14 protein-coding genes and 1 pseudogene are annotated in these 22,137 nt (G+C 62.6%); 13 read left to right on the top strand and 2 right to left on the bottom strand.

Translation table 11 applies throughout. The annotated features are described in order from the left end of the window. Nucleotides 1-39 precede the first annotated feature (39 nt). Nucleotides 40-11,187, top strand: coding sequence for a LysM peptidoglycan-binding domain-containing protein (locus A6B35_RS10105; RefSeq protein WP_006203914.1), 11,148 nt, complete (start codon nucleotides 40-42; stop codon nucleotides 11,185-11,187). A 19-nt stretch (nucleotides 11,188-11,206) separates the two neighbouring features. Here A6B35_RS10105 and A6B35_RS10110 read toward each other — a convergent pair whose 3' ends face one another. Next, nucleotides 11,207-12,139, bottom strand: a complete 933-nt coding sequence (locus tag A6B35_RS10110) for a LysR family transcriptional regulator (protein ID WP_006203913.1) — start codon at nucleotides 12,137-12,139, stop codon at nucleotides 11,207-11,209. Between the two features lie 3 nt (nucleotides 12,140-12,142). Next, nucleotides 12,143-12,792: pseudogene (locus A6B35_RS10115) on the bottom strand (L,D-transpeptidase). A gap of 239 nt (nucleotides 12,793-13,031) precedes the next feature. Between A6B35_RS10115 and A6B35_RS10120 the strand changes: the two are divergent. The 12 genes from A6B35_RS10120 (at nucleotide 13,032) to A6B35_RS10175 (ending at nucleotide 22,129) form a co-directional block, all read left to right on the top strand. Further along, nucleotides 13,032-13,682 (top strand): type III secretion protein, encoded by a 651-nt coding sequence (locus tag A6B35_RS10120; protein ID WP_244425970.1) that lies wholly within the window; start codon nucleotides 13,032-13,034, stop codon nucleotides 13,680-13,682. 18 nt (nucleotides 13,683-13,700) lie between these two features. Then, on the top strand, nucleotides 13,701-14,327 hold the full coding sequence (locus A6B35_RS10125) for a hypothetical protein (RefSeq protein ID WP_006203909.1): 627 nt from the start codon (nucleotides 13,701-13,703) through the stop codon (nucleotides 14,325-14,327). Between the two features lie 100 nt (nucleotides 14,328-14,427). After that, nucleotides 14,428-15,177, top strand: a complete 750-nt coding sequence (sctJ, locus tag A6B35_RS10130) for a type III secretion system inner membrane ring lipoprotein SctJ (RefSeq protein ID WP_244425969.1) — start codon at nucleotides 14,428-14,430, stop codon at nucleotides 15,175-15,177. Beyond that, nucleotides 15,174-15,791 (top strand): SctK family type III secretion system sorting platform protein, encoded by a 618-nt coding sequence (locus A6B35_RS10135; protein ID WP_006203907.1) that lies wholly within the window; start codon nucleotides 15,174-15,176, stop codon nucleotides 15,789-15,791. The genes sctJ and A6B35_RS10135 overlap by 4 nt, the downstream gene beginning before the upstream one ends. Nucleotides 15,792-15,795: 4 nt before the next feature. Then, nucleotides 15,796-16,413 carry a type III secretion system stator protein SctL gene (gene sctL, locus A6B35_RS10140; RefSeq protein WP_006203906.1) on the top strand — a complete coding sequence of 206 codons (618 nt, stop codon included), beginning with the start codon at nucleotides 15,796-15,798 and terminating at the stop codon, nucleotides 16,411-16,413. Then, entirely contained in the window at nucleotides 16,410-17,768 is a 1,359-nt protein-coding gene (locus A6B35_RS10145; protein ID WP_006203905.1) for a FliI/YscN family ATPase, read from the top strand. Before sctL ends, A6B35_RS10145 begins: the two co-directional genes overlap by 4 nt. Further along, nucleotides 17,755-18,243 (top strand): hypothetical protein, encoded by a 489-nt coding sequence (locus tag A6B35_RS10150; RefSeq protein ID WP_006203904.1) that lies wholly within the window; start codon nucleotides 17,755-17,757, stop codon nucleotides 18,241-18,243. The genes A6B35_RS10145 and A6B35_RS10150 overlap by 14 nt, the downstream gene beginning before the upstream one ends. A 155-nt stretch (nucleotides 18,244-18,398) precedes the next feature. After that, nucleotides 18,399-19,379: a type III secretion system cytoplasmic ring protein SctQ gene (gene sctQ, locus A6B35_RS10155; protein WP_006203903.1), complete on the top strand. Its 981-nt coding sequence runs from the start codon at nucleotides 18,399-18,401 to the stop codon at nucleotides 19,377-19,379. After that, nucleotides 19,372-20,025 carry a type III secretion system export apparatus subunit SctR gene (gene sctR / locus A6B35_RS10160; protein WP_006203902.1) on the top strand — a complete coding sequence of 218 codons (654 nt, stop codon included), beginning with the start codon at nucleotides 19,372-19,374 and terminating at the stop codon, nucleotides 20,023-20,025. The genes sctQ and sctR overlap by 8 nt, the downstream gene beginning before the upstream one ends. 14 nt (nucleotides 20,026-20,039) lie before the next feature. Next, nucleotides 20,040-20,309, top strand: coding sequence for an EscS/YscS/HrcS family type III secretion system export apparatus protein (locus tag A6B35_RS10165; protein WP_006203901.1), 270 nt, complete (start codon nucleotides 20,040-20,042; stop codon nucleotides 20,307-20,309). 9 nt (nucleotides 20,310-20,318) lie between these two features. Beyond that, complete coding sequence (gene sctT, locus A6B35_RS10170; protein WP_006203900.1) at nucleotides 20,319-21,134, top strand: type III secretion system export apparatus subunit SctT; 816 nt, start codon at nucleotides 20,319-20,321, stop codon at nucleotides 21,132-21,134. Between the two features lie 167 nt (nucleotides 21,135-21,301). Next, nucleotides 21,302-22,129, top strand: a complete 828-nt coding sequence (locus A6B35_RS10175; RefSeq protein ID WP_006203899.1) for a D-glutamate cyclase family protein — start codon at nucleotides 21,302-21,304, stop codon at nucleotides 22,127-22,129. Nucleotides 22,130-22,137 lie beyond the last annotated feature (8 nt).

Consider the following 22,137-nt stretch of genomic DNA (forward strand, 5'->3'; position numbering starts at 1 on the left):
CCAGGCTGCCGGCGACAGTGATTTCCGGAGGTCGTCCAGATGGTTCGCCCGATAACGCTCACCAAGCCGGCCGTCCAGCCGCAAAAGGTCAACGCCTCGGCAAACGCCGCGCAGGTTGCGCGGCTGGAGGCGCAGGCAGCGCAGCTTCGCGAGCAGATCAGGCTTGCCAACAGGATGGGCGAGCGCGATTGGGCGGCACAGGCCCGCCAGGAACTGGCGCAGGTAAACACACAACTGAATTCCCTTCAGCCGCCGGCAGCAGCTCCGGCGGCGCCGGGTGTCAACGTCGTGAACGCCAGCAATGGCACATCCGGCAACGGCACGACGGTGGTGCCGGCACTCTATGTGCAGCCTGATCTCATGGCACCACCCTCGCTGACGCCGGTGAAACTTGACGGAAGCAAGCCCGAAGACAATGCCGCGGAGGCGACGACCGCCCGCAATATCGTCAACGACGTCACCGGCGGCAAAAGCATCGACCAGATTGCCTCTGCCCGCGGCATGACGCGCGAACAGGTCATCGCAGCGCTCAGGTCCGGCGGGATGACGGTTTCGACCACCGATCCGAACAGCGACGTGCAGACGACCAAAATTACCGATGCCAGCGGCCGCACCGTCACGCAATATTACGACTACCAGCACGACAGCTATTATACGAGCGTCCAACAACCCAATTGCGCGACGACCATGACGCCGGTCCGCGACGGGCTCGGACGCAAGGAAACCAGCAGCTACAATTCCGACACCGGCGCCGTCACGACGCGCTATGAAGACGATCTTGGCACGGGAACCGTCACCGAGCGGACGTCGCTGCCCAACGGCGCTTCGGTGGAAACGGTGACGCCGGGCGCCGGCCTGTCCCTTCCGGTGACCACCGTCATTGGCCCGGACGGCCGCAAGACCATACTGGCGACCGCGCAGGATCCGGGCGGGACAAGCACGCAGACTATCAAGGACGGTCTGGCCGAGGGGAAAAGCATCGAGCAGGTCGCGCAGGAAAACGGCCTCACCAGCGAGCAGGTGATCGCCGAATTGCAGGCCGCCGGCTATCAGGTCAAGACGCAGGCGCCGACGAGCGACAATGGCGACGTGCAGTCGGTCGAAATCGTCGACCCGCACAGCGGCGACAAGACCGTCTACTCTCACGACTATCAGCACGACGCGCGCACCGTCACGACCACGGCCGACGGCAAGGAAACGTCGCACTCCGTCGATGGCAACGGCAAGACCCGCAACAGTATGCGCGACACCAAAACGGGCGAAACCACGACCACGATCGTCGATCCGAAGGCCGGAACCGAAACCAAGATCGTCACCGACAAGGACGGCCGGGTGACGACGACCACCACCGAGAAGATCAATGGCGGCAAGCCTGTCGAGTACGAGGTCAAGCCAGGCGACAACCTGACCCTGATCGCTGAGCAATATGGCGTGACGCTGGATGATCTCAGGCGCACGAATCCGGAGCTTTTCGATTCGCCTCGCGACCCGGACATCATCCATCCGGGCGAAAAGATCACCATCGAAAACGGCACGCGCACGACCGTCGAGGTCACCTTCAACGGCTATACGCTGACCACCAAGCCCGATGGCAGCATGACGCTGCACAACAACACCACCGGCACCGACCTGAAGATCGAGGCAGGAAGCACGCAGGAGGCCCTGGCCAGGACCCTGCTGGCGGTGAACCCCAACAGCAGCGATCCCAAGGAGGCAAAAGAGGGCGAGGTCGTGAAGACCTTCGTCGAAGGGCTGCTTGCGGGCGAGGCCTTGCCAGCTCTCATCGACGCGGCGGAACAAGCCGGACAGGACAAAACGGACCTGATGACGAAATACGGTCCGGGTACCGTCATCGAACCCAAGCTGGACGGTGAGAACAGGGTTGTCGATCCGTTCGGCGATCCGCCGCAAGGCAACGCACCTTCCGGCGGAAAATGGACGCCGATGAAGATCGATGGCGTCTGGACCTGGGTCGATCCCCAGGTCGCGCAGGCCATCATTACCGAGAATATCGCACTGTCCCGCATCACCGAGACGCGCGCCCTGGCCGGCCAGCGGCAGGAGCAGTTCAACGTCCATATGCTCGACCCCGCCTACAAGGAAGCCGTCGATGGCGCGCAGACCATCATAAACAAGGCGCTGGCACCTCACGGCCTGCAATGGACCGCGCAGAAACCGAAGGGCACGCTTGCCGACGCACAGGCGCGGCTGACCAAGGCCAACACCTTGCTGCAGAACGCGCAGGATGCCCGCGGGGAATACGAAAACGCCGGCAGGGTTCTCGCGGATGCGATCGCCCAGCAGGGCGAACTCACGCCGCTGATCGATCCCAATGCGCAGGCCTTTACGTCGACGGACAATCCCGGCCCTGATCGGCAGACACAATATGCACAGGGGCTCGCCGACCACGCGAATGTCGACCAGCTCTTTTCCGAGGTTGGCTTGCATCTGAGCAAGGGCGACAAGCTCACCATCGACTTCCTGGTGGGGCAGGCCGAACTGAACGGCGTTCCCACGGATTCGAAGGAATACCAGGATCTCAAGGCGCTGCAGACGACGGCAGGCAGTCAGCTCGAACTGGCGCAGGCCTACCAGGACTACTTCGACGCCCATGCCAATGCCACGCAAGTGGGCGCGCAGCAGACGGGTCTCGAGCAAAGACTACTCGCCGAATACAATAGTGAGCACCAGTTTCTGTTCGAACAGGGAAAGAAACACCAAAGGGTCAGTGGCGATTATCTGGGTCTCTTCCAATCGCAAAAACTGGAGATCCGCGACGGCCAGGTGTGGGTGGTCAACCAGTTCGAAGAGGGCACGACAGAGCAGCAGCTCACCTACAGTCTGAGCGAAAAGAACGTCAGGGACGAGTACCGGGACCGGCAACTCAACAAGGACTGGCAGCAGCTTCTGGGCGGCGCCAACTCCAGCGGGCCGGTGTGCACGGCAAATGGCCTGGGAGCAGCGAAGGCCGGCGAGGAACAGGCGGCGAAGACCCTGAACGATGTCCTGGACAAGCAGATCGGCAACAGCATTACCGACCTGAACTCCAAGCTGACGACGCTGCAGACCAACTTCAACAATGCGCTGACGGAACACGGGCCGGGAACGGTCGATGCCCCCGCTGGCACGCTGCCTGACGGTGTGCAGCCGGTCGAGATCGATGTCGGCGGACAGACGATCAAGGTGGCGCCCGAAATTGCCCAGAAATACAACGAGATAGGGATCGATGCGCTGACCCAGGGCGGCAAGGCAGTCTGGATCGACCTGGATACACAGGATGACGATGCCAGTGGCCGCTGGGTCGATCCCGAACTGGCGGTCGCCAAGCTGAAGCTCGATGCGACAAGGCTGCAGATAACGCAGGCCGAGGATCTGCGCAGGGTGGTGCAGGGCTTCAGCGACTATCATGAGCTTCGGCTCAGCGATCCCTCGCTCTTGGCCGATCGCAACAGCACGGTGGACAAGACCTATCTCGACGAGCACGGGCAGCAGACGCTGGACGGCATCTATCAGCCAAAGTTCCAGCAACTGCTTGCCAGCGGTTACGACAACGAATTCCGGGAACAGGTCGGCACGGACCTTGAGGAAACGGTCTCCAAAAAGCTCGGCGTGAATGGTTCGACCGAGGAAGGCCGCGAGGCGATCGAGAATGTGACGGAGGAGATCCGAGATATCGGCGGCGACAATCCGTATGTGCGCAGTGTGCCGATATTCTATGTCGACGACGAGGTCGGGACGCAGCAGGCCGTGCTCTTTGCCGTGCGCGACGGAGACGGCAACACGCGCTATGTCGACGTCACCGGCAAGAAGTTCGACGACCTCGGGGATTTCCAGGACAACAACAACCAGTTTGGCGAGAACGGCAAGCTCGTCGTTCCCAAGGGCCTGGAGATGAAGGCGGGAGACGATGGCAAGGTCGCGCTTGAGGTCGTCAAGGCGCGCAACGTTTCCGTCTGGGACAAGGTTGTCGATCCGCTGGTTGGCATCGGGACCGGCATAGCCACCATTCTGTCGTTCACGCCGGCCGCACCGGTCGCTGCACCGCTGGCCTATACGGGCGCGGCCTATCTAGGAACCAGAGCGGTCATCAACCAGGTCAACCATCTGGAACATGGCGGCGAGTGGGACGATACCGAGTCGCTGATGAATGTCGCCAGCGTGGCGACCACGGTCCTGCCCATGGCTTCCAGCGGCCTGCGCACCATTGGAATGGCGGGAAGGGAAATGACGGCCGCCGGATTGGCCGGAAACCAGATGACGCGCCTGCAGGCCTTCCGCGGCAGCATAGGCGCGACACGGTCCGGTTCGCCACTGGCGCTCGAAACCCGAACCTACATGCAGTCGACCGCTGGTTTGAACAAGGTGGCCTGGTCGACGGATGTCGGCTCGGTGATTGTCGGCGCACCTTTGCTGGCGACATCGGCCTACGATCTCGTCGTCAATGGAGACCAGATGAACGGTCTCCAGCTTGCCAACGCGCTTACGGGTCTTGGCACCGGCATCACCGGCACCGGCCTCGGCATCCACGGTCTGCGCACGCTGCGGCCGGGAACGGGCACGCAGGCAAGCTCCAACGGTCCCGGCGCCAACCCGCCGCCGGGCAGCGGCGGAGCGCACCAGCAGCCGCCCGGCGGCAAGGGATCGCCGCCGTCGCAGCCGGCGCTTGGGCCCGGCCCTTCCGGCCGTCCCATGAATGTCTACGAGGCTGGCGCCGACGGTGTCTACAGGCCGACGGGAGAGCAAGTTTTCCACGATCCCAGCCACCCGGTGATACAAGGTGAAGTGATCAAGACCGATGACGCCAGCGGTGACGGTCCGACGATGCCGCCGGCCCATGATCCGCATGGGTCGACCCCGCCCGTCGCACTGCATCCCGCCGACGGCGATCCCATCGTTGTGCCTGGTAAGCCGACGGGAAAAGACGGATCGGTTCACCTCGTCTGGGATCCGGAGACGCGCAGCTTCACCGGCATGCCCGAACCCGACACCAGCGGCTACGTCTACACCAGCGGCAAGGATGTCACTCCGCCACCGCACTATCGCGATACCGATCCGGGCGGCAAGCCTCTTTCCCTCGAACAACTGGCGGCTCGGTACCAAAAGGAGAAGGAATACTATTCAAGCCGTGAGCTCGATCAACGATACGGGGACGCCAGACCCGTCCTGGAGGCGCTATCGGAGACACAGCTGCCCGAGCCGGCGGATGGCAAACCGACAAAACAGAAGAGATTTGGCGATTTCAGGGTATCGGCGCTGGGACGTGTCCGGATCAATACCGAGCCACTGAATGCCGTTCTTGACCTGATCCCCGGCGCGCGGCAAGTCGATCTCGGTTCGCCCACCTGGCGCTCCTACATGGTAGGCATCGGAAGGCAAACCAATTTCCGCGCAATCGGCCAAGCAGTCTCCGACGGCGTGAAATACAAATCCGCGGAGCCGCTTCGTGGTACGCTTGGCGAGGAGCTGGGCATTTCCATTCGCCCGAATGAGCATCGAAATGTCACGGCAGCGCAACTGAAGCTCTGGCCAGCTCAGCGCCAGATAGCCTTCCAATACAAAGGGTCGGACCTTCTCGATGCCGGACGCCAGGGGCTGTTCGGAGAAGCTGCAGATTCCGCGTTTGTGGTCGTGCCGCGCTCCGCGCGTCTGACGGGTCCGACAGCTGAGGGAGCGAACGTCAAAAGCTGGGGGGTAGATCTGACCTTCAGCCTCGCCCTTCGTGCGCGACCAGCTACATTGAAAGCTGGCGAGCGAGACTTTTTACATGTGCCAGCAGATGGTCGAAACAAGTTTATGCAATTCGAGGGCGATGTACCCTATAAGAAAGTCTATCAGGAGGATAAATACTACTTACCAAGTTTCATCGGTGTTGAGCAACGTTACGAGGTTGCTATGAATGCAACCGTGCCCAAGGACACGGTTGTGGTGTCGCAATTTGTTGATGAAAATCAAGGCGTTCTTGGTCGACTCAGATTGCGGGCTCATTTCGTCGTGAACGACGAGCGCGTGGCCAAGGATCTCGTCGACAATCCAGACATGAGCACAATTCGGGGCCTGGTTGAGTCAGGACAGATCGATCCCGACAAGTCGATTTTCTATGTTCCAGGATCAAGCAGCGGAATGCGTCAGTCTGCAGTTCCGGGACTGCCGTTGGAAGAGACAATCGTCAACTATAGTGGAAAAAGACAGCGCGTATGGAACGCACAATCCAGCAGGCTCGAGGTCATACTCAACGAAAAGTTCTTCAACTTTCTGCCCAGTCCGGATCGTATCTTGCTGCGGAAATTGCCGGCGCCGTTCAGCCACTACACGCCCTCGGACGGTTCGATTTACTTCAACCTCTTTGGCAAGCGGGAGGCGGTAGCGGCGACGGTCGACCGCACACTTGCGCTGTCGGCCCCGGCCCTTCGGATCGGGGTTCCCGGTATCCCTTTCCTCCAGCTTCCATTTGCGCTCAGGGGTGAGATCAGATTCTTTCATCGGACGCAGTTGCCGGAAGCCGCTCCGATCGTCGCGAAAAGTGACTTTGTTCAGCGGGATTTCGTCACCGAGGGCGAACTACCTCTGAGGATCGCCGTTCCTCGCTGGCTGCACGAACTCGACGCGCGTGCTGCCAAGGGCGGAGGTATCGCGTTTCCAAAGGGCGGCAGGGCCTCACTGGAAAAATGGCTGGATGAAATCGAAACCACCGCGACACCTCGGCAGAAAGGTGAGATTGCGGAATTTCGGGAGACCAGTTTGCCCTTGTTCGAGGATGAAACATTCATTCCCGCCGGCGCCATGCCTGCCTTGCGTACCTTCTTGATGGGACAGGCAAAACCCGTCGAAGCGCCACCTCCAGAGTTTGCCTACTTGATATCGCAAGACCTGCAGGCACCGCTCGTGCACTGGTACAGTGAACAGGGTGTGACCGAGACGCAGCGGCAGACCTGGTACGTCAACCGGCTTGGCGCGCTTTCCGGGGATGGCGCCGGCCCAGCCAGTTTCGCAAGGGGATCGGACGCAGGCGCCGCGCGAACGGCAGGCAGACAGGGCGACCTGAACTACCTGCGCGACGGTTCGATCACCGTGGATGGACGCACCGTCGATGCAGCCGCGCTCAAGCTTCCTGTCGCGTCCGATGCGTTCCTGGTGATTGCCGAGAAGGCTGACCTGCCCGGCGTGGATCGGCTGGTCCGTGACATCGAGAGTCATCCCAACTACCGCCGCGGCCAGGATGTCGTTCTATTCGTCTGCGGAGGAGGGACGCGGGAAAACAATCCCGATTCGTTCGTTCCCGTATCGCTTGCGAGGACTGTCGCAGGCAGGCTCGGCGGGCGCGTGCAGGCCGTCGACGGCGACGTCCATATCGGCGAGACGATCGCGCTGGATGGTTCCGCCCTCGTTGAGCTGCCAGGGCTACCAGTGATCGACGTCACCGGCGGACGTTCCGATCAGCAGCCGAACTATGACGCGCAGCGGCGATATTGGCTGTCAGACGGTGGGCGCGGCGTCCGTGTTGACGGCGCTTTCGACCCTGCGAACATGGCGCACGGCGCCAAGGTTGACGGCCGCATGGTCGACGGCAGGAGCCTCGGCGCCGAGGAGCGCAAGATGCTGGAGGCGGCGCCTCCGACGACCTATTCGCTGCAACAGGTCCGCAACATGCGGCAGCCCGAGAAATGGAAAGCCGGCGAGATCTACACGCGGGAACTCAATGGATCGAACGGAGAGGTGCATTTCCCGGTCGAGGCCAACCCGGATGGCCCCCACCCCGTCCTTGGCGAAGGTGGGCGATACGTTGATGCGCCTGTCTTCAAGAGCCAGGACGTCATCGAGGCGATCGAGGTCAAGACCTACCATCGCTGGACGACGATCAACGGTGTCGCGCAGATGCGCGAAGTACCGCTCACGCCGAAATTGCAAGAGCAGATCAACAAGGACGTGGCGCTGCGCAACGAGAACCCGGCCTATCAACCGCGCTGGGTCTTTCTCGACGCGCCGCCTTCGGCGGAGTTGCAGCGGGCGCTCGACGATGCGGGGATTGTCGGCAACATTTTCGGACACAACAAACCGGCCGCGGCAACACCGCAACCTCACTCTGCCACGACCAAATCCCGTCCAGGCCGAACCATGCTGCTCGAAGACGAGAGCGGCAAGGTGATCATCGCGGCAATGCTTGGCACCGAACCAAGGGGACCGGAACTGGTTTATGTTCCGCCTTCCGATGGACCGCGCGCGCCGACCGACGCGCCGGAGGTGGCCGACAAGACGCACATATTGATGCACGACCCCAACACCGGTGAGCCCGTGGTGCTGCCCTGGATACGCGGTGCTTCCGACGACCATGTGCCGGGAAGCCTGCCGGAAGAGGGCAGCCAGCCTGCCAATGCAGCCGAGGAAGCAAGCAATGCCGGCCGATCCTCGCGCGGCAATGTCGGCCCCTATGTCTTCCGCGCCGATACGCGTTCGCCGGGCGAGGTCAGCAACGCGGGCGGCTTCTCGCCACCGCCACCGACAGGAATATGGGTGGACAATCCGCAAGGCATCGCGCTGAGCAACTATGTCATGGGCAACACCCATGGCCGCTTCGTCGGTACGAGCCAGTCGGTCTCCGGGGCCAAGACCTTTGTCGCGGAAGAGTCGCGGGCCGCGCGCCAGCAAGGCTACACCTATCTTTACACGCTGAACCCAAGCAGGCCGCGCCTCCACGTCCCGATCGAGTTCGAGGCGATGGGCCGGCCCGTCGGCGACAGGATGGCCCGCGTCGACGAGACCGCAGTCGACGGTAGTGTGCCGTGGAGCGAGGTCTACGGGTGGCGGATGATGGACCCTGACGGCAACTTCGTCGGCGGTTTCTCCCGCAACGAGGATTTCGTTGCTCCGGGCGCATCGACGTCCAAACGCCCGCAGATCATCCTGCGCCCAGCCGACGAATTCTGGGATGTCAGCACCCCAACGGAGACGCCGGTGACCGAGGCCGTGGTCAACGAGGCGCCGCCTGTGGCCAGCGAAACACCGCAGGTGGTCAACACTGCCACTGAAGCAGCATCGCCAGGCGCCGCATGGCCGCCAGCGCCCGACCTGGGCAGGGCAGTCTTCGACCCTGCCAGCGGAAGGATCGTCAGCCTCGAGCTTCCGGCAAGCGCCGCCGCGGAACCGGGATTTGCGGAGCCCGTGCGGGCGCCGACCGGGCCGGAGGTCCGGTCGCTTTCGGCCGATCAGATTTCAGGGCTGACCGGCGCGCAGCTGCACGCGATCAAGCCGGAGCACCTCGCCAAGCTGACGCCTGAGCAGGTGGCTGCATTGAGCCCCGAGCAGATCGGCCAGCTGGCGTTCGATCAAGTCGCGGCGTTGCGGCCGAAGCAGTTGCGGGCGCTGAGCGCCGAACAGCTCCAGGCGATCAGGCCAAGCAGGTTGCAAGCCATTGCCCCTGGCCGCATCAGCGGCCTGCGGCCGGATCAGGTCGCTGCCCTCTCACCCGAGCAACTTGCTGCCTTGACCATCGAGCAGGTGCGCAAGCTGACGCCCGACCAGATCGCCGGGCTTAGCGACGAGCAGCGCAACGCCTTCTCGTCGGAACAGTTCGCCGCCATGAGACCTGCTCAATTCGGCCATCTCGATGCGACGCAGTTCGCGGCGTTGAATCCCGACCTTGTCGCGGCCCGCAATCCCGTGACAACGGCACAGCTGTCGCCAGACCACATCGCGGCGCTTACGCGTGAGCAGCTTGGCGCCCTGACCATTCATCAGATCGAGGCGCTGACAAAGCAGCAGATAGCGGCTCTGAGGCCGAAGCAGCTTGGCGAGTTGAGCCCCGGCCAGTTGCGCAAGTTCACGCCAACGCAGTTTGCCTGGATGTCGACGGAGCAGACGAACGCGCTTTCCGTGCTGCAGGTGACGACCTTCCGGGCAACTCACAAGAATGCCATGACGCCGGATCAGGCCGCGGCCGTCGACCAGGCGCTGAGCCATGCCCGGATGCGCGAAAACGCTCAGGCGCTCGCCACCTTTGGCGGCATGTCGACCACCTCCTACGCGTTGTGGAGTTCGTTGCCACCGACATGGACGGCCACCGCCGGAGCTGTGGCATTTGGCGTGCGAGGCTTCGTGTTCGGCACGCAGGCGATCTTTCCCAACGCGACCGCAAGTCACAAGCCGTTCGGGCGATTCCTCAACGCGCTCGGCGGGGCTACATTCATTGCCGCAGCGCCAGGCGCGGCGACCGGAATGGTCCAGGGCAAGGATCTTGTCGTCAATAGCACGTTCTCGCTCGGCAACGTCGTCTATGGCACGAAGTCGATGCTGCAGTCGTTCACCGGCAGGCCGGTGATCCGAAACATGGCCGAACATCTGGCTGGACCCGGTTATGTGCTTGGCTGCGCCGTCTATACGTTGCACTCGTGGCCGGCGCCGATCGCGACGGTCGCCGGCACCATGTTCACGTTCGGCTGCGCCGAATTCTGGGCGTCTGCCATAAGGACGGACCGGATGAATCGCCGTTCGGTGCCGCGAACCGATGGCGATATCGCGGCGGCGGCAAAGTCCGACAAAAGATGGGCTGCGGGGGATCGTTGGACCCTGGGCATCACCTTCGGCATTGGCATGCTTCTCTTCTCGCTTGACTCCCTGCTGGCGCAGCCTTGGGACAGCCCGGAAACCACTCCGCCACCCGATCCGAAAAACCCGGATGGCGATGCGTCGTCCCAACAGCCCGATGATCATCCGGATGTTCCAGATGGACCGAAAACCCCGCCCGAAAACTTCCCGCAACTTGTCGTGCTGGCGGATGACGGCCTGAATTTGCGGGCCCAGCCCGATGGCGATTCGACCGTGGTGACGGTCTTGGAGCCCGGCACGTTCGTCGAACAGACCGCGAAGCCGTCGACCGATCCGTCAGGGGAAGCCTGGATACCCGTCGAAGGATTCGGACCGGACGGCGAAATGCATAGCGGCTGGGTTTCCAGCGACCTTGTGGAGGCTCATCCCGCGGGCAGCAGCAATCCCGAGGGCCGCACCAATCCGACGCTGGAGAAAGACGGCTATCAGTGGGTCGAGGTCAAGAACGGCGACAGCATTCGCCTGATCGCCAAGACCCATTCAACAGATGTGGCGGAGACGGTAGTGCTCAACATGGACCATATCCTGAGCCCGGATATGATCTTCTCGGGCGATCGCATCTATCTGCCGGTCACATCGGTTGGCTGAGGAACAGCCGGCCCGGTTTTTAGCGATCGTCTAAAGGCTGCGCCTTGCCGGTTCTCGCGGCATAGGCGTGCGCGACGCAGGCGGCCAGCTTTGCCGCCCGCTCGGCTATCGGATTGGACGGTTCGGAAGTGTAGGAGGCGGTGAACTGCAAGTCGGACGGGTGCCACTCGCAGTCGACGATGCGCAGTTGGCCGCTTGCGGTGTAGTCCTGGACGACTTCCTCGGGGAGGGAGGCTATGCCGATACCGTTGAGTGTCATCTTGATGGAAGCGGCCAGCGAATTGGCCGGAAAGATACGCGGCGTCTCTTCCAGTTCGCCGGTCAGCTTGCGGTAAAGTTCGCTGTAGGGTCGCGTGGTGCGCGCATAGCTGATGATCGGAAACTGCATCAGATCGGTCAGCGTCAGCTTGCGTCGGTTCGGCAGTTTTAATTGCGGCGAGCAGACCCAGACGAGCGGAAAGGATGGCAGCTCGATATTCTCGATGCTGTACTCCAGAAGGGGCCCCATCAGCACCGCAAGATCGAGCCGGTGGGACATGAGTTCGTTGCGCAGCGTCGTCGTCGCATCCACGACGATATCCGTGTCGACAAGCGGATAGTTTGCCTGCAATTCCTTCAGGAAATCCGGAAGCCAGGTGTGCACGATGGTTTCGGCGACCCCGAGCCTGAGCACCCCTGCCGTCTCTGAAAGAGAGCTGGCCGTCAGTTGCAGCCGTTCGGCTACGCGCAGGACCCGCTGCGCAGGTGGCAGCAGCCGCTGTCCCTCGGCGGTCAGCCTGACGGTGCTGCTCTGCCGTTCGAACAGCTTGGCGCCCAGCGCTTCCTCGAGCCCGGCAATGCGCGTGGATACTGCCGGCTGCGTGGTGTTGAGGCGCTCCGCCGCCTTTCGAAAGCTTCCGAAAGTCGCCACCAGGAGAAAGGTTTCGAGCTGCTTGATGTTGAAAGGGATCACGAGTCAGTGCCGGACAATAATCTGAGCGCCGATCTTTACCCGGTCATATAGGTCGATAACGTCTTCATTGGTCATGCGGATGCATCCGGAGGAGTTGGCCTGTCCGACGGTCCAGGGCTGGTTGGTGCCGTGGACGCGATAAAGCGTGTTGCCGATATAGAGCGCGCGCGCCCCCAATGGGTTGTTCGGCCCTCCCGCGACACGCGCAGGCAGGAGGCGGCCTTTCGATGCTTCCCTTCCCTGGATCGCATTTCGGCCGGCGGCTGCCAATCCGGCCAGTCCATCTTGCTCGAAATCGTGTCGCGACCGGACCACTCCAGTCCCTCCTTGCCGACGCCCACCGCGTATCGCAGCGCCTTGCCGTTCCCCAGAATGTAGTAAAGGCGCCGCTCCGTGGTGTTGATCACGATCGATCCCTTTGGCTGAGCCTCGCTGAAGTTAACGATCTGCCTGGGGATCAGCGACCACGCGGGCAGCGTTCCTTCGTCCGACGTCTGGTCGGGAGCCGAAGGGGAGACCAGCACATTTCTCGCCTGATCGTAAGTCCAACTTCTAGGGTCATAGCCGCCGTTCGATTGGGCCTGTGCCGACACCGTGGCCGCAATCGATACAGCAGCAGTCAAGCCCGCAAGCAGGATCCTGTTTGCCGCCACCGAGACCGATCCCCTTCTGCATCCTGGCGTTTGAACCGGTGATCATGGGTCCGGTCTCAGCTGATTCCAGCGCGCACCATATCGCTTTGCTCACTGTTCACAACATTTGGCACCGAATACACAGATGCAATCCAATTGGACTTCCAATTTCTCGGTGCGCACGATAGAGTGAATTGGCGGGTAAACCATGAGACATGCGACGCGTGCCATCGCTCGTGCGTCCCTTTGTGATAGGACTGATGTTGACGCGACGCGGTATCTGCCACGCGGATCGGTTGTCGGGAGTAAGGGCTGCCTTTGCCGCCTGCGGCCTCGCCATGGTCCTGGCGTTCGGCCTTGTCGCGCGGCCCGCGCACGCCGCCGAACCACGCTGGCCTGCCGGCCCCTACAAATACATCACCGTCGACCAGTCGGTGACGGACGCGCTCGTCGAGCTTGGCCGCAACATGCGGGTGCCGATGCGTGTCAGCAAGCTTGTAAAGGGGCGGCTCAGCGCCAGCATGCCGGTCGGAACGGCCCGCGAGTTTCTGGAAGAGATCTGCAATCGATACGGGCTGGTCTGGCATTTCGACGGCATCGTCATGAACGTGGCGACCGAAGCCGAAGTCCAGACGGAGATGATCCCGCTTGATGCCAACGCGGCTGCCGGCGCCGAAGATCGGCTTTCGCGGCTGGGCGTCATCGATCCGAGGTTTCCGGTAAAGGTTTCCAAGCAAGACGATGTCGTCTCGGTATCGGGGCCGCCCTCCTACATCGAACTGGTCAGGAAGACACTCGGGGTTCCCGCGGCAACGGGCACGAAGCCCGAGCCGGGCAAGGTTGTTTCGGTCCGCGTTTTCCGCGGAAGGCAGGTGGAGGCGTATGATGTCCCCTCCACCAAGAAGAACTAGGGAACGGGAGGCAGGTTCATGCAGATCGCACCGATTGGAGCCCTGGAGGCTACGCTTGCAAACTTGACCACCAGCATAAGCGCGCAACAACAGGTCACCGCCGGCGCGACCGCGCAGCCGGCCAACCGAATGGTGGGCGCCAACCAGGAAAAGCACGATGCCGCGAAGGTCAACACGCCTGAGCGTGGTGATGTCGCCACGCGGGCAGGTCAGCAGGTGGCGCAGGCATCGTCCGGCACCAATCCGGCAATGGCCGGGCAATCCTCCAAATCGGAAAAGACCGAACCGATCGTCGAACACAAGCTCTTCGACTATCTGGCCGAGGTCGAGAAGGCGGGCGGCGGGGTGTTCACGGATCCGTCGGCTCTGTTCGGCTCCGCCGTTCAGTCGCTGGAAGGAACCATGCAGCAGGTCCAGAAAGCCCTCGGCCAGGCGAACGCCCCCGCCAATGCTGAAACGGCCGCCACGCAGGATGCCGCCGGCAAGACGTCAGGCAAGGAAGGCGAAGACACTCCGGCTAAGAACGCCGAGCAACTGCTTGAACGGTCGATTTCGGTGATGTGGGCGGCAGCCAATCTCGAAGTCGTAATGAGCAGCGTGACGGCCGTCACCTCGTCCACCAGCACGCTGATCAAGCAACAGTAGGCGCCGCGGAGTGTTCGTGCCCAAATCAGCCTCGCCGCGGCGGTCAACGCGATTGAGCCGATGCGCGGCCCGGTGCCGCGTCGCGCTCGTTGTCATGGGCATGCTTGTGCTCCAGGCCTGCTCGGTGGAGCTGTATTCCAACCTCAACCAGCAGCAGGCCAACGAAATCGTGGCCACGCTGATGCGTCGCGGGATTTCGGCCCAGCGCGAAGCTGGCAAGGACGGCAAGATGACGGTTTCCGTGCAGAAGGGCCGTTTCGCCGAAGCCATGGCGATCCTCGACGAAAGCGGATTGCCCAAGCAGGAATTCCAGACGCTCGGCGAGGTGTTCAAGAGAGACGGGCTTGTGTCCTCGCCGGTGGAAGAGCGAGCGACGATGATCTACGGCCTGAGCCAGGAGCTTTCGCAGACGATCTCGGACATCGACGGCGTGCTTTCCGCGCGCGTCCATCTCGTCCTGCCCGAAAACGATCCGCTGAGGCAGCAGCTGGTGCCGTCGTCCGCCTCCGTCTTCATCCGGCATCGCGCGTCCGTGCCGATGAACGAGCTGATCCCGCAGGTCAAGATGCTGGTGTCCAAGGGCATCGCCGGACTGACCTATGACAACGTCTCCGTCACGCTCATTCCGGTCGCCGCGCCAGTCCCCGAGCAGGAAACCGGCGAGGCAGGCTTCTCAAGTTTCCTCGGCCTTTGGCTGCATCCGGACAGCGTCGCCGCCGCGATGTGGTTGTTCTACGGGATGGCGGCGGCCATCTTCGCGTTGGCTGCCAGGCTGGCCTACCTCCAGTGGTATCGACGGCCCGATGTCTATGCGCTCGACGCTTCGACAATGCCCGTGAAGAAGACATGACCCAGACCGGCTCGAAGCAGACTGCCAGTCCGGAATGGCAGGCATTCATCTCCAACCCCGCATCCTATGTGGATGCGGCGCGGCTGGCGGAATGCTTTGACCGCACGATCAGCGAGGCCGCCTGCGAGCGCATGCTGCACTCGCAGCGCCTGCATGGGCGATTGTCGAAATTCCTGCTGGAGCGCTATCGGCTCTCTTGCGCCGCCGATGAACCGGCCGACGAGGTGGATCGGGCGATCGCCCTGTCGTCGAGCGAGGAGCTGGAGGAGCTCGCGCTTCGTTCGGGCGCGATCTACTGGGCCGGCAGCCTGGCTGCTGTCATCGACGGGCGCGAGGCCGATGCGTTGCAGGCAGCACTTGGCGCCGATCTCTGCACGTTCGCGGTCGCCAACCGCGATCTGGCCGGTCCAATGCAACCGTTGGAGCCCTTGGATGACATGCGTTCCCGTGTCTATGCCGACGGCCTGGCTTGTCTTGGCGCGTGGTGCAAGGCGATGCCTGGCGAGATGAGCATACGGGTTCGCCTCAAGCTGATGCCGCACGAGCTTGTCGACCGGACGGCTGAGCCGTTTGCCGAAGCCGGTCCGGCGATTGTCCGGCGGGCGATGGGCTAGCGTGATGGTCGAACCGGGCACAGCGACCACTGACATGCCGAGGCGCCCCTACGCCCGCATCCTGCGCGCCGCTGAGGCGCGCGCCTGGCAAGATGGACACGCCTTTCTCGACGAGGCGAGGCGTGATGCGCAACAGTTGCGCGACGCCGCCCGGCGAGCTTACGCGGCCGAATATGCGCAGGGTTATGAAGACGGCAAGGCGCAAGGCGATGCGGATGCCACGCGGCTGGTAAGCGAAACAACAGTCAAGGTGGATCGCTATCTTGGGGGGCTGGAAGCCGAAGTCATCAGCCTTGCCCTCGACATCGTCAGGCGAATGCTGGGAGAATTCGACGTCGGCACGCTTGTCGCCAAGGCCGCAAGACAGGCCGTGAGCGAAATTCGCCGCGCCAAATATCTGAAGGTCCGAGTTCATCCCGCTTCCGTCGACAGGGTTCGCGATGAGCTGGACGCGGTCTTGCGCGAGAGCGATCTGGGCATGACGGTCGAGATCGACGCGGACGATGCGCTGGCGGCCGGAGCCTGCATCGTTTCGACGGACTTTGCCGTCGTCGATGCAAGCGTCGACGCGCAGCTCAATGCCATAGCGGCCGCGATTTCGGCAAAGGCCAAGGTTCCATGACGGCGCCCGTTGCTGACATCGAAAGCCGTCTGGCGTCCATCGTTCCGAACCTGCGGTCCGGCCTTCGCGACGATGCCAGCCGGCCGAGGAGAGGGCGAGTGCGGCGGGTCACCGGCACGGTCATCCACGCCACAGTGGAGGAGGCTCGGATCGGTGAGATATGCGAATTGGTCGACCCCAGGACCGGCAGGACGACCAAGGCGGAAGTCGTCGGCCTCATGGACGAGATGGCGATCCTTGTTCCGCTTGGCGATCTGACCGGCCTTTCAAGCCTGACCGAGGTGGTTGCGACCGGAAAGGAGCAGTTGGTGCCCGTCGGGCCTGGCCTTCTGGGTCGGGTGATCAGCGCGCTCGGCGAGCCATTGGACGGCAAACCACTTTCGCCGGATGGCATTGTCGGCAGCTATCCAGTCAATGCCTATCCACCGTCTCCGCTCGAGCGCAGTTTGATCTCCGAGCCGATCCAGCTTGGCATTCGCGCCCTCGATGGCTTGCTCACCTGCGCGCGCGGACAGCGCGTCGGCATCTTCGGCGAACCCGGCGTCGGCAAGTCGATCCTGCTTTCCGACATCGTCAGCGGCACCGATGCTGATGTCGCCGTGGTCGCCCTTGTCGGCGAGCGCGGGCGCGAGGTGCGCGAATTCCTCGAACATCAGTTAGGACCGCAAGGGCGGGAGCGGGCAATCGTCGTCGTCGCGACCTCCGACCGGCCTGCCATCGAGCGCGTCAAGGCCGCCTATGTGGCGACCAGCATTGCCGAATATTTTCGCGACCAGGGCAAGCATGTGCTGCTGGCGATGGACAACATAACGCGGTTTGCCCGCGCGCAACGCGAGATCGGTCTGGCCTCGGGCGAGCAGCCGACGCGTCGCGGTTTTCCGTCTTCGCTGTTCGCGGTCCTGCCGCGCCTGCTTGAGCGCTCCGGCCCCGGCCGCGTCGGTTCCATCACCAGTCTCTACAGCGTTCTCCTGGAAGGCGACGGCACGCTGGATCCGGTCGCCGAGGAAATCCAGGCTCTTCTCGACGGCCACGTCTTCCTGTCGAACGAACTTGCGCAGCGCAACCATTTCCCCGCCATCGACGTCCTGCGCAGCCGGAGCCGTCTGATGGATGCCGTTGTGCCGCCGGCACATCGGGCTGACGCCAGCCGCCTGCGCGAGCTGCTTGCCCGCTACGCCGACATCGAACTTCTGCTGCGCGTCGGTGAGTATGAAAAGGGCAGCGATGCCGTAGCGGATGAGGCGGTGGCGAAGATCGACGCCATCAATGCCTTCCTGCGCCAGCCGTCCGCCACGCACGAGAGCATCGAGAAGACACGCCAACGCATGCGGGAGATCGTCCATGAAGGAGCGTGACATGATCGCTCGGTTGCGCGACCTCAGGCACCGCCGCGAAGCGCGCGCAAAAGAAGAGGTGATCAGAAGGCACGCCGCCGCGCACCGGGCCGCAAGAGAGGGTCAGGAGGCCGCCGCTGCGGTCACGGAGCACCTCCGGCGCACGGTCGACGCCGAAGATACAGCGTTTGGTGCACTGGTCGGACAGCCGGTAAAGGCGGCCAGCCTCCATCGGCTTCAGGGACGCTTCGAAATCGCCGCCAGAAAAACCGAGCAGTTGCGGGAAAGCGAGAAGATGGCCGGTGTCGCCGAGCAGCGACGGGAGGTGGAGTTGTCGGCAGCCCGCAAGGATCATCGCGCGAGCATGAAGGCCGTGTCGAAGCTGGACGGCCTGCTGGAGCATCTGACCAAACGCACCGCGCGGCGTCGCCTGGCGCTTGCCGAGCTTTCCGAGGAAGAGGAGCGCGGCCCACCGCGCTCGCCCGCAGAACGATAGTCCAATCCGTGACCGTGAATATGGATGTGATGCCTCAAGCCTTCGCGTCGGCAAAAACGAAAGCGCGGGTAAAACCAGCGAAACGCGCCGCCACGCGGTCGCGCGCTGGCGAGCGGCTGAAATTGGAATCCGTAGCGTCTGTGGACGTTGCGGCATTGAACGCCTTCTACCGCCGCCGTGCACCCGCCGAGATCACGATTGCCGGGAAGGTTATGGCAATCGCGGCCGTCTGGCCGGCGCCGAACCCTGGGGACCAGCGGCTGTGGACCATCGCGTTCACGGTCGGAGGCAGCGCCGGCAAATTGTGCTTGCCGCTTTCCGTCGTCGAACGGGGTCTCGCCAAGGCGGATGAACTGGTCGACATGGAACGACTGGCGCCCGCTCACGCCGCACTGCTGTTGGAGACCGCGTTCGAAGACGATCTCGAATGGATCGAGGCCAAGCTCGGTGAGAGGATCGCGATCACCTCGGTCGAACAGACAGGTACCATTTCGGGCGAACCCCCGTTCGCCTTTGCCCTGACCGGCAAGGATGAAGCGATAGATTGCGTCTTGAAGACGAATGACGCCGGCCTGGCGGTGCGGATCGGCCGCCTTCTCGACGAGGTCGGCAAGGCGAGGCCGCCGATCCCGGCTGAATTTCCGCTGCCGGTCTGCCTCCGGCGTGGCGCGCTTAAGATCACCCTTGGCGAGCTTCGAAGCCTGCAGGCTGACGATGTGGTGCTTTTTCGGGACGCGGAAGAAGAGCGTATGGCGGCACTCATCATTGCCGAGCGCTTTTACGCGCCGGTGGCCTTGACTGCCGATGGGCCGCAATTGCTTGCCGCGCCGACTGCAATCGCTGGATCGAATTGGGAGTGGAGCATGAACCAGAACACGCCGCCGCTGGCCGGCCAGACTTTGGAAGAGTCGACCCTGGACGAGGTGCCGGTCGCGCTCGCCTTCGAGATTGGCCGCTCGGCAATGCCTCTCGGCGAAGTAAGGCAGCTTGCGCCCGGCGCAGTCGTCGCGCTCGCCGATGTGACGGAGGCGACTGTCGACATCATCGCCAACGGCAAGCGTGTCGGCCGTGGCGAGATCGTGCGGATCGGGGAAAGCCTGGGCGTGCGGATCGTCCGCATGTTCGACGATGCTTGACAGTTCGCCCAACCTGCTCGGCATTCTGATCGCCGTCGGCGTCGTCGGGCTGCTGCCGCTGGCGGTCGTCACGATGACCGGCTTCCTGAAGATTTCGGTGGTGCTGTTTCTCATCCGCAACGCGCTCGGCGTCCAGCAGATGCCGCCCAATCTGGTGCTCTACGGCATAGCGCTCGTGCTCACGGTCTATGTCACGACACCGTTGCTGAGCGAGATGTCGGGCCGGCTTCAGGAAGGGCAGGTTCAGTTCCAGACCACGGACGACCTCGCCAGGGCGGCGCAACTGGTCAGGGAACCACTGCAGCGACACCTCATGAAATTTACCCAGCCGCAGGAGCGGCAGTTCTTTCTCGATGGAACGACCCGTTTGTGGCCGGAACAGGCGCGGCAGAATCTCAAGGACGACGATCTCTCGATCCTTGTTCCCGCCTTTGTCGCATCCGAGCTTACCCGCGCGTTCGAGATCGGGTTCCTGCTTTATCTGCCTTTCCTCATCATCGACATCGTTGTTGCCAATGTCCTGATGACGCTCGGCATGATCATGGTCTCGCCGGTTCTCATTTCGATCCCGCTGAAACTGTTCCTTTTCGTTGCCATCGACGGCTGGTCGCGGCTGATGCATGGCCTCATCCTGAGTTACGGCTGACGCTGGGGTTTTGCATGAGCAACGACTTCATCCTGGCGAAGGTCCAAAGCGCGCTGCTGACGGTGCTGTTCGCGTCCAGCCCGGCGATCATTGCTGCGCTGGCCGTCGGCATCCTTGTCGGCCTTGCCCAGGCGCTGACACAGATCCAGGATCAGTCGCTGCCGCAGACGATCAAGCTCGTCGTGATCCTGCTGGTCATCATCGTCTTCGGCCCGCTGCTTGGCCAGCAGATCGCCGAGCAGGCCTCGACGGCGCTGGACGAATTCCCCATCGTCACGCGTTGAGGCACGCGGATGCCGGTCGAGCCACTCTTCACGTCGGTCAAGGAGCTTCAGTTCTATCTTCTGGCAGGCGCTTTCGCGCTCGCACGCATGACCGGTTTCATGCTCCTGATGCCGCTCTTTTCGCGCGTGCCGCTATCCGGACTTCTGCGCAACGGCGTGGCGCTGGCGCTGGCGGTTCCGGTCTTTCCGATGATCGTGCACAAACTGACGAGCACCGACATCACGACGACGATGATCGTGCTCTACATGCTCAAGGAGGTCGTGGTCGGGGTAACGCTCGGGCTCGCAATGGGCATACCGTTCTGGGCGGCGGAGGCCGCCGGTGACATACTGGACCTGCAGCGCGGTTCCACGATGGGGACGCTGATCGATCCGATGATGACGCACGAGACGAGTGCCACCGGCACCTTGCTCGCCGTCATCATGGTCACGCTCTACTTGGCAGCCGGCGGCCTGCAACTTTCCCTGACCAGCCTCTACGACAGCTACGGCCTTTGGCCGATCGACCAACTTCTGCCTGTGTTCAGCAAGGATGCGGCCGAAATCTTCCTCGGTCTGCTGAACCGCATCCTGATGATGGCGCTGACCCTCGTCTTCCCGCTCGTCATCAGCATGCTCCTGTCCGACATCGTGCTGGCTTTCCTGGCGCGCGCCTCGCCGCACCTGAATGTCTTTGCGCTGTCGCTGGTCGTGAAGACGCTGGTCTTCAGCCTCGTCTTTGTCCTCTACGCGGCCTTCCTGCTCTTCTACATGAACCGCGACCTCGGCTTTCTGCACGAGGCCGGTCGCCAGATAGAGGCGATAGGTTGCCGCACATGCCAATGACCAAAAGATTTATTCGCAAACGCTAATGATAATGTCAGTCTCTGTTGGCCGGCCAATAAATACAATTTATCGTTGATGAAAGATTCTGACGATTGGACAAGCGGGCGACCCGCCGATGATCTTACGCCCTCTCGACGTGTCTGTAAAAGTGCATACTCCCGAAGGCCATGGCTCGCCAGACCACCACATTGATCTATGACAATTTACGACTGGTCGATGCGGATAAGCTGCGCAGACTGGTTAGAACGGGTGCCTATGAAGGGTACACAGGCGGGCTTGCGCGCGGCAAGCTACAGGCCAACGTCGTGATTGTGCCCCGCAGGTTCGCCAGCGATTTCCATCAGTTTTGCGTCCGCAACCCTAAACCCTGTCCCTTGGTGGGCGTGAGCCGTGCCGGCAGCCCATTGCTTCCAGCCCTGGGTGATATCGATATCCGAACCGATGCGCCTCAGTATAACATCTACTGCTTCGGCGAAGTGATCCGTCGGAAAACGGACATCATCGACCTGTGGCGGGATGATTTTGCCGCTTTCGCGCTCGGCAGCTGGCTTACCGTCGAGGCTGCGCTTGCAGAAAAGGGCGTGAAGCTTCGCCGTGTCGGCTACGGCAAAGCCTCCCCCAAGTTTCGAACCAGGATCGAGACCTGCCACGTCGGACCGTTTGGCGGCGAAATGGTCGTCTCCATGCGTCCGGTAAAACAGTGCGACGTCGACAAGGTTCGCGCTCTGACGGCACGCTTCCCGCATGCCCACGGCTCTCCCGTCCATGTCGGAGATCCATCGATCATCGGAATAAGGGATCTGACGGCTCCCGACTGGGGCGATGCGGTCGAAATCATGACAGGGGAGGTCCCCGTATTCTGGGCCAGCAGCCTGACCGCCCAGGACGCTCTTGCTCGTGCCGAACTTGCGATCTCGATCACGGTGTCGCCTGGGCACATGCTGATCACCGACGTGGATGCACGAGCGGACGCGGGCGGTTTCAAGGTCTACTAGACTTCAGC

This window comes from Mesorhizobium amorphae CCNWGS0123 (genome assembly GCF_001686985.1).
Taxonomy (GTDB): Bacteria; Pseudomonadota; Alphaproteobacteria; order Rhizobiales; family Rhizobiaceae; genus Mesorhizobium; species Mesorhizobium amorphae.

Excerpts from the sequence above, each read along its gene's own strand:
- A6B35_RS10165 (WP_006203901.1), top strand. The coding sequence starts at position 20,040 with ATGAGCAACGACTTCATCCTGGCGAAGGTCCAAAGCGCGCTGCTGACG.
- sctL (WP_006203906.1), top strand. The coding sequence starts at position 15,796 with ATGGTCGAACCGGGCACAGCGACCACTGACATGCCGAGGCGCCCCTAC.
- A6B35_RS10105 (WP_006203914.1), top strand. The coding sequence starts at position 40 with ATGGTTCGCCCGATAACGCTCACCAAGCCGGCCGTCCAGCCGCAAAAG.
- A6B35_RS10145 (WP_006203905.1), top strand. The coding sequence starts at position 16,410 with ATGACGGCGCCCGTTGCTGACATCGAAAGCCGTCTGGCGTCCATCGTT.
- A6B35_RS10135 (WP_006203907.1), top strand. The coding sequence starts at position 15,174 with ATGACCCAGACCGGCTCGAAGCAGACTGCCAGTCCGGAATGGCAGGCA.
- sctJ (WP_244425969.1), top strand. The coding sequence starts at position 14,428 with ATGCTTGTGCTCCAGGCCTGCTCGGTGGAGCTGTATTCCAACCTCAAC.
- A6B35_RS10150 (WP_006203904.1), top strand. The coding sequence starts at position 17,755 with ATGAAGGAGCGTGACATGATCGCTCGGTTGCGCGACCTCAGGCACCGC.
- sctR (WP_006203902.1), top strand. The coding sequence starts at position 19,372 with ATGCTTGACAGTTCGCCCAACCTGCTCGGCATTCTGATCGCCGTCGGC.
- sctT (WP_006203900.1), top strand. The coding sequence starts at position 20,319 with ATGCCGGTCGAGCCACTCTTCACGTCGGTCAAGGAGCTTCAGTTCTAT.
- A6B35_RS10175 (WP_006203899.1), top strand. The coding sequence starts at position 21,302 with ATGGCTCGCCAGACCACCACATTGATCTATGACAATTTACGACTGGTC.
- A6B35_RS10125 (WP_006203909.1), top strand. The coding sequence starts at position 13,701 with ATGCAGATCGCACCGATTGGAGCCCTGGAGGCTACGCTTGCAAACTTG.
- A6B35_RS10120 (WP_244425970.1), top strand. The coding sequence starts at position 13,032 with ATGTTGACGCGACGCGGTATCTGCCACGCGGATCGGTTGTCGGGAGTA.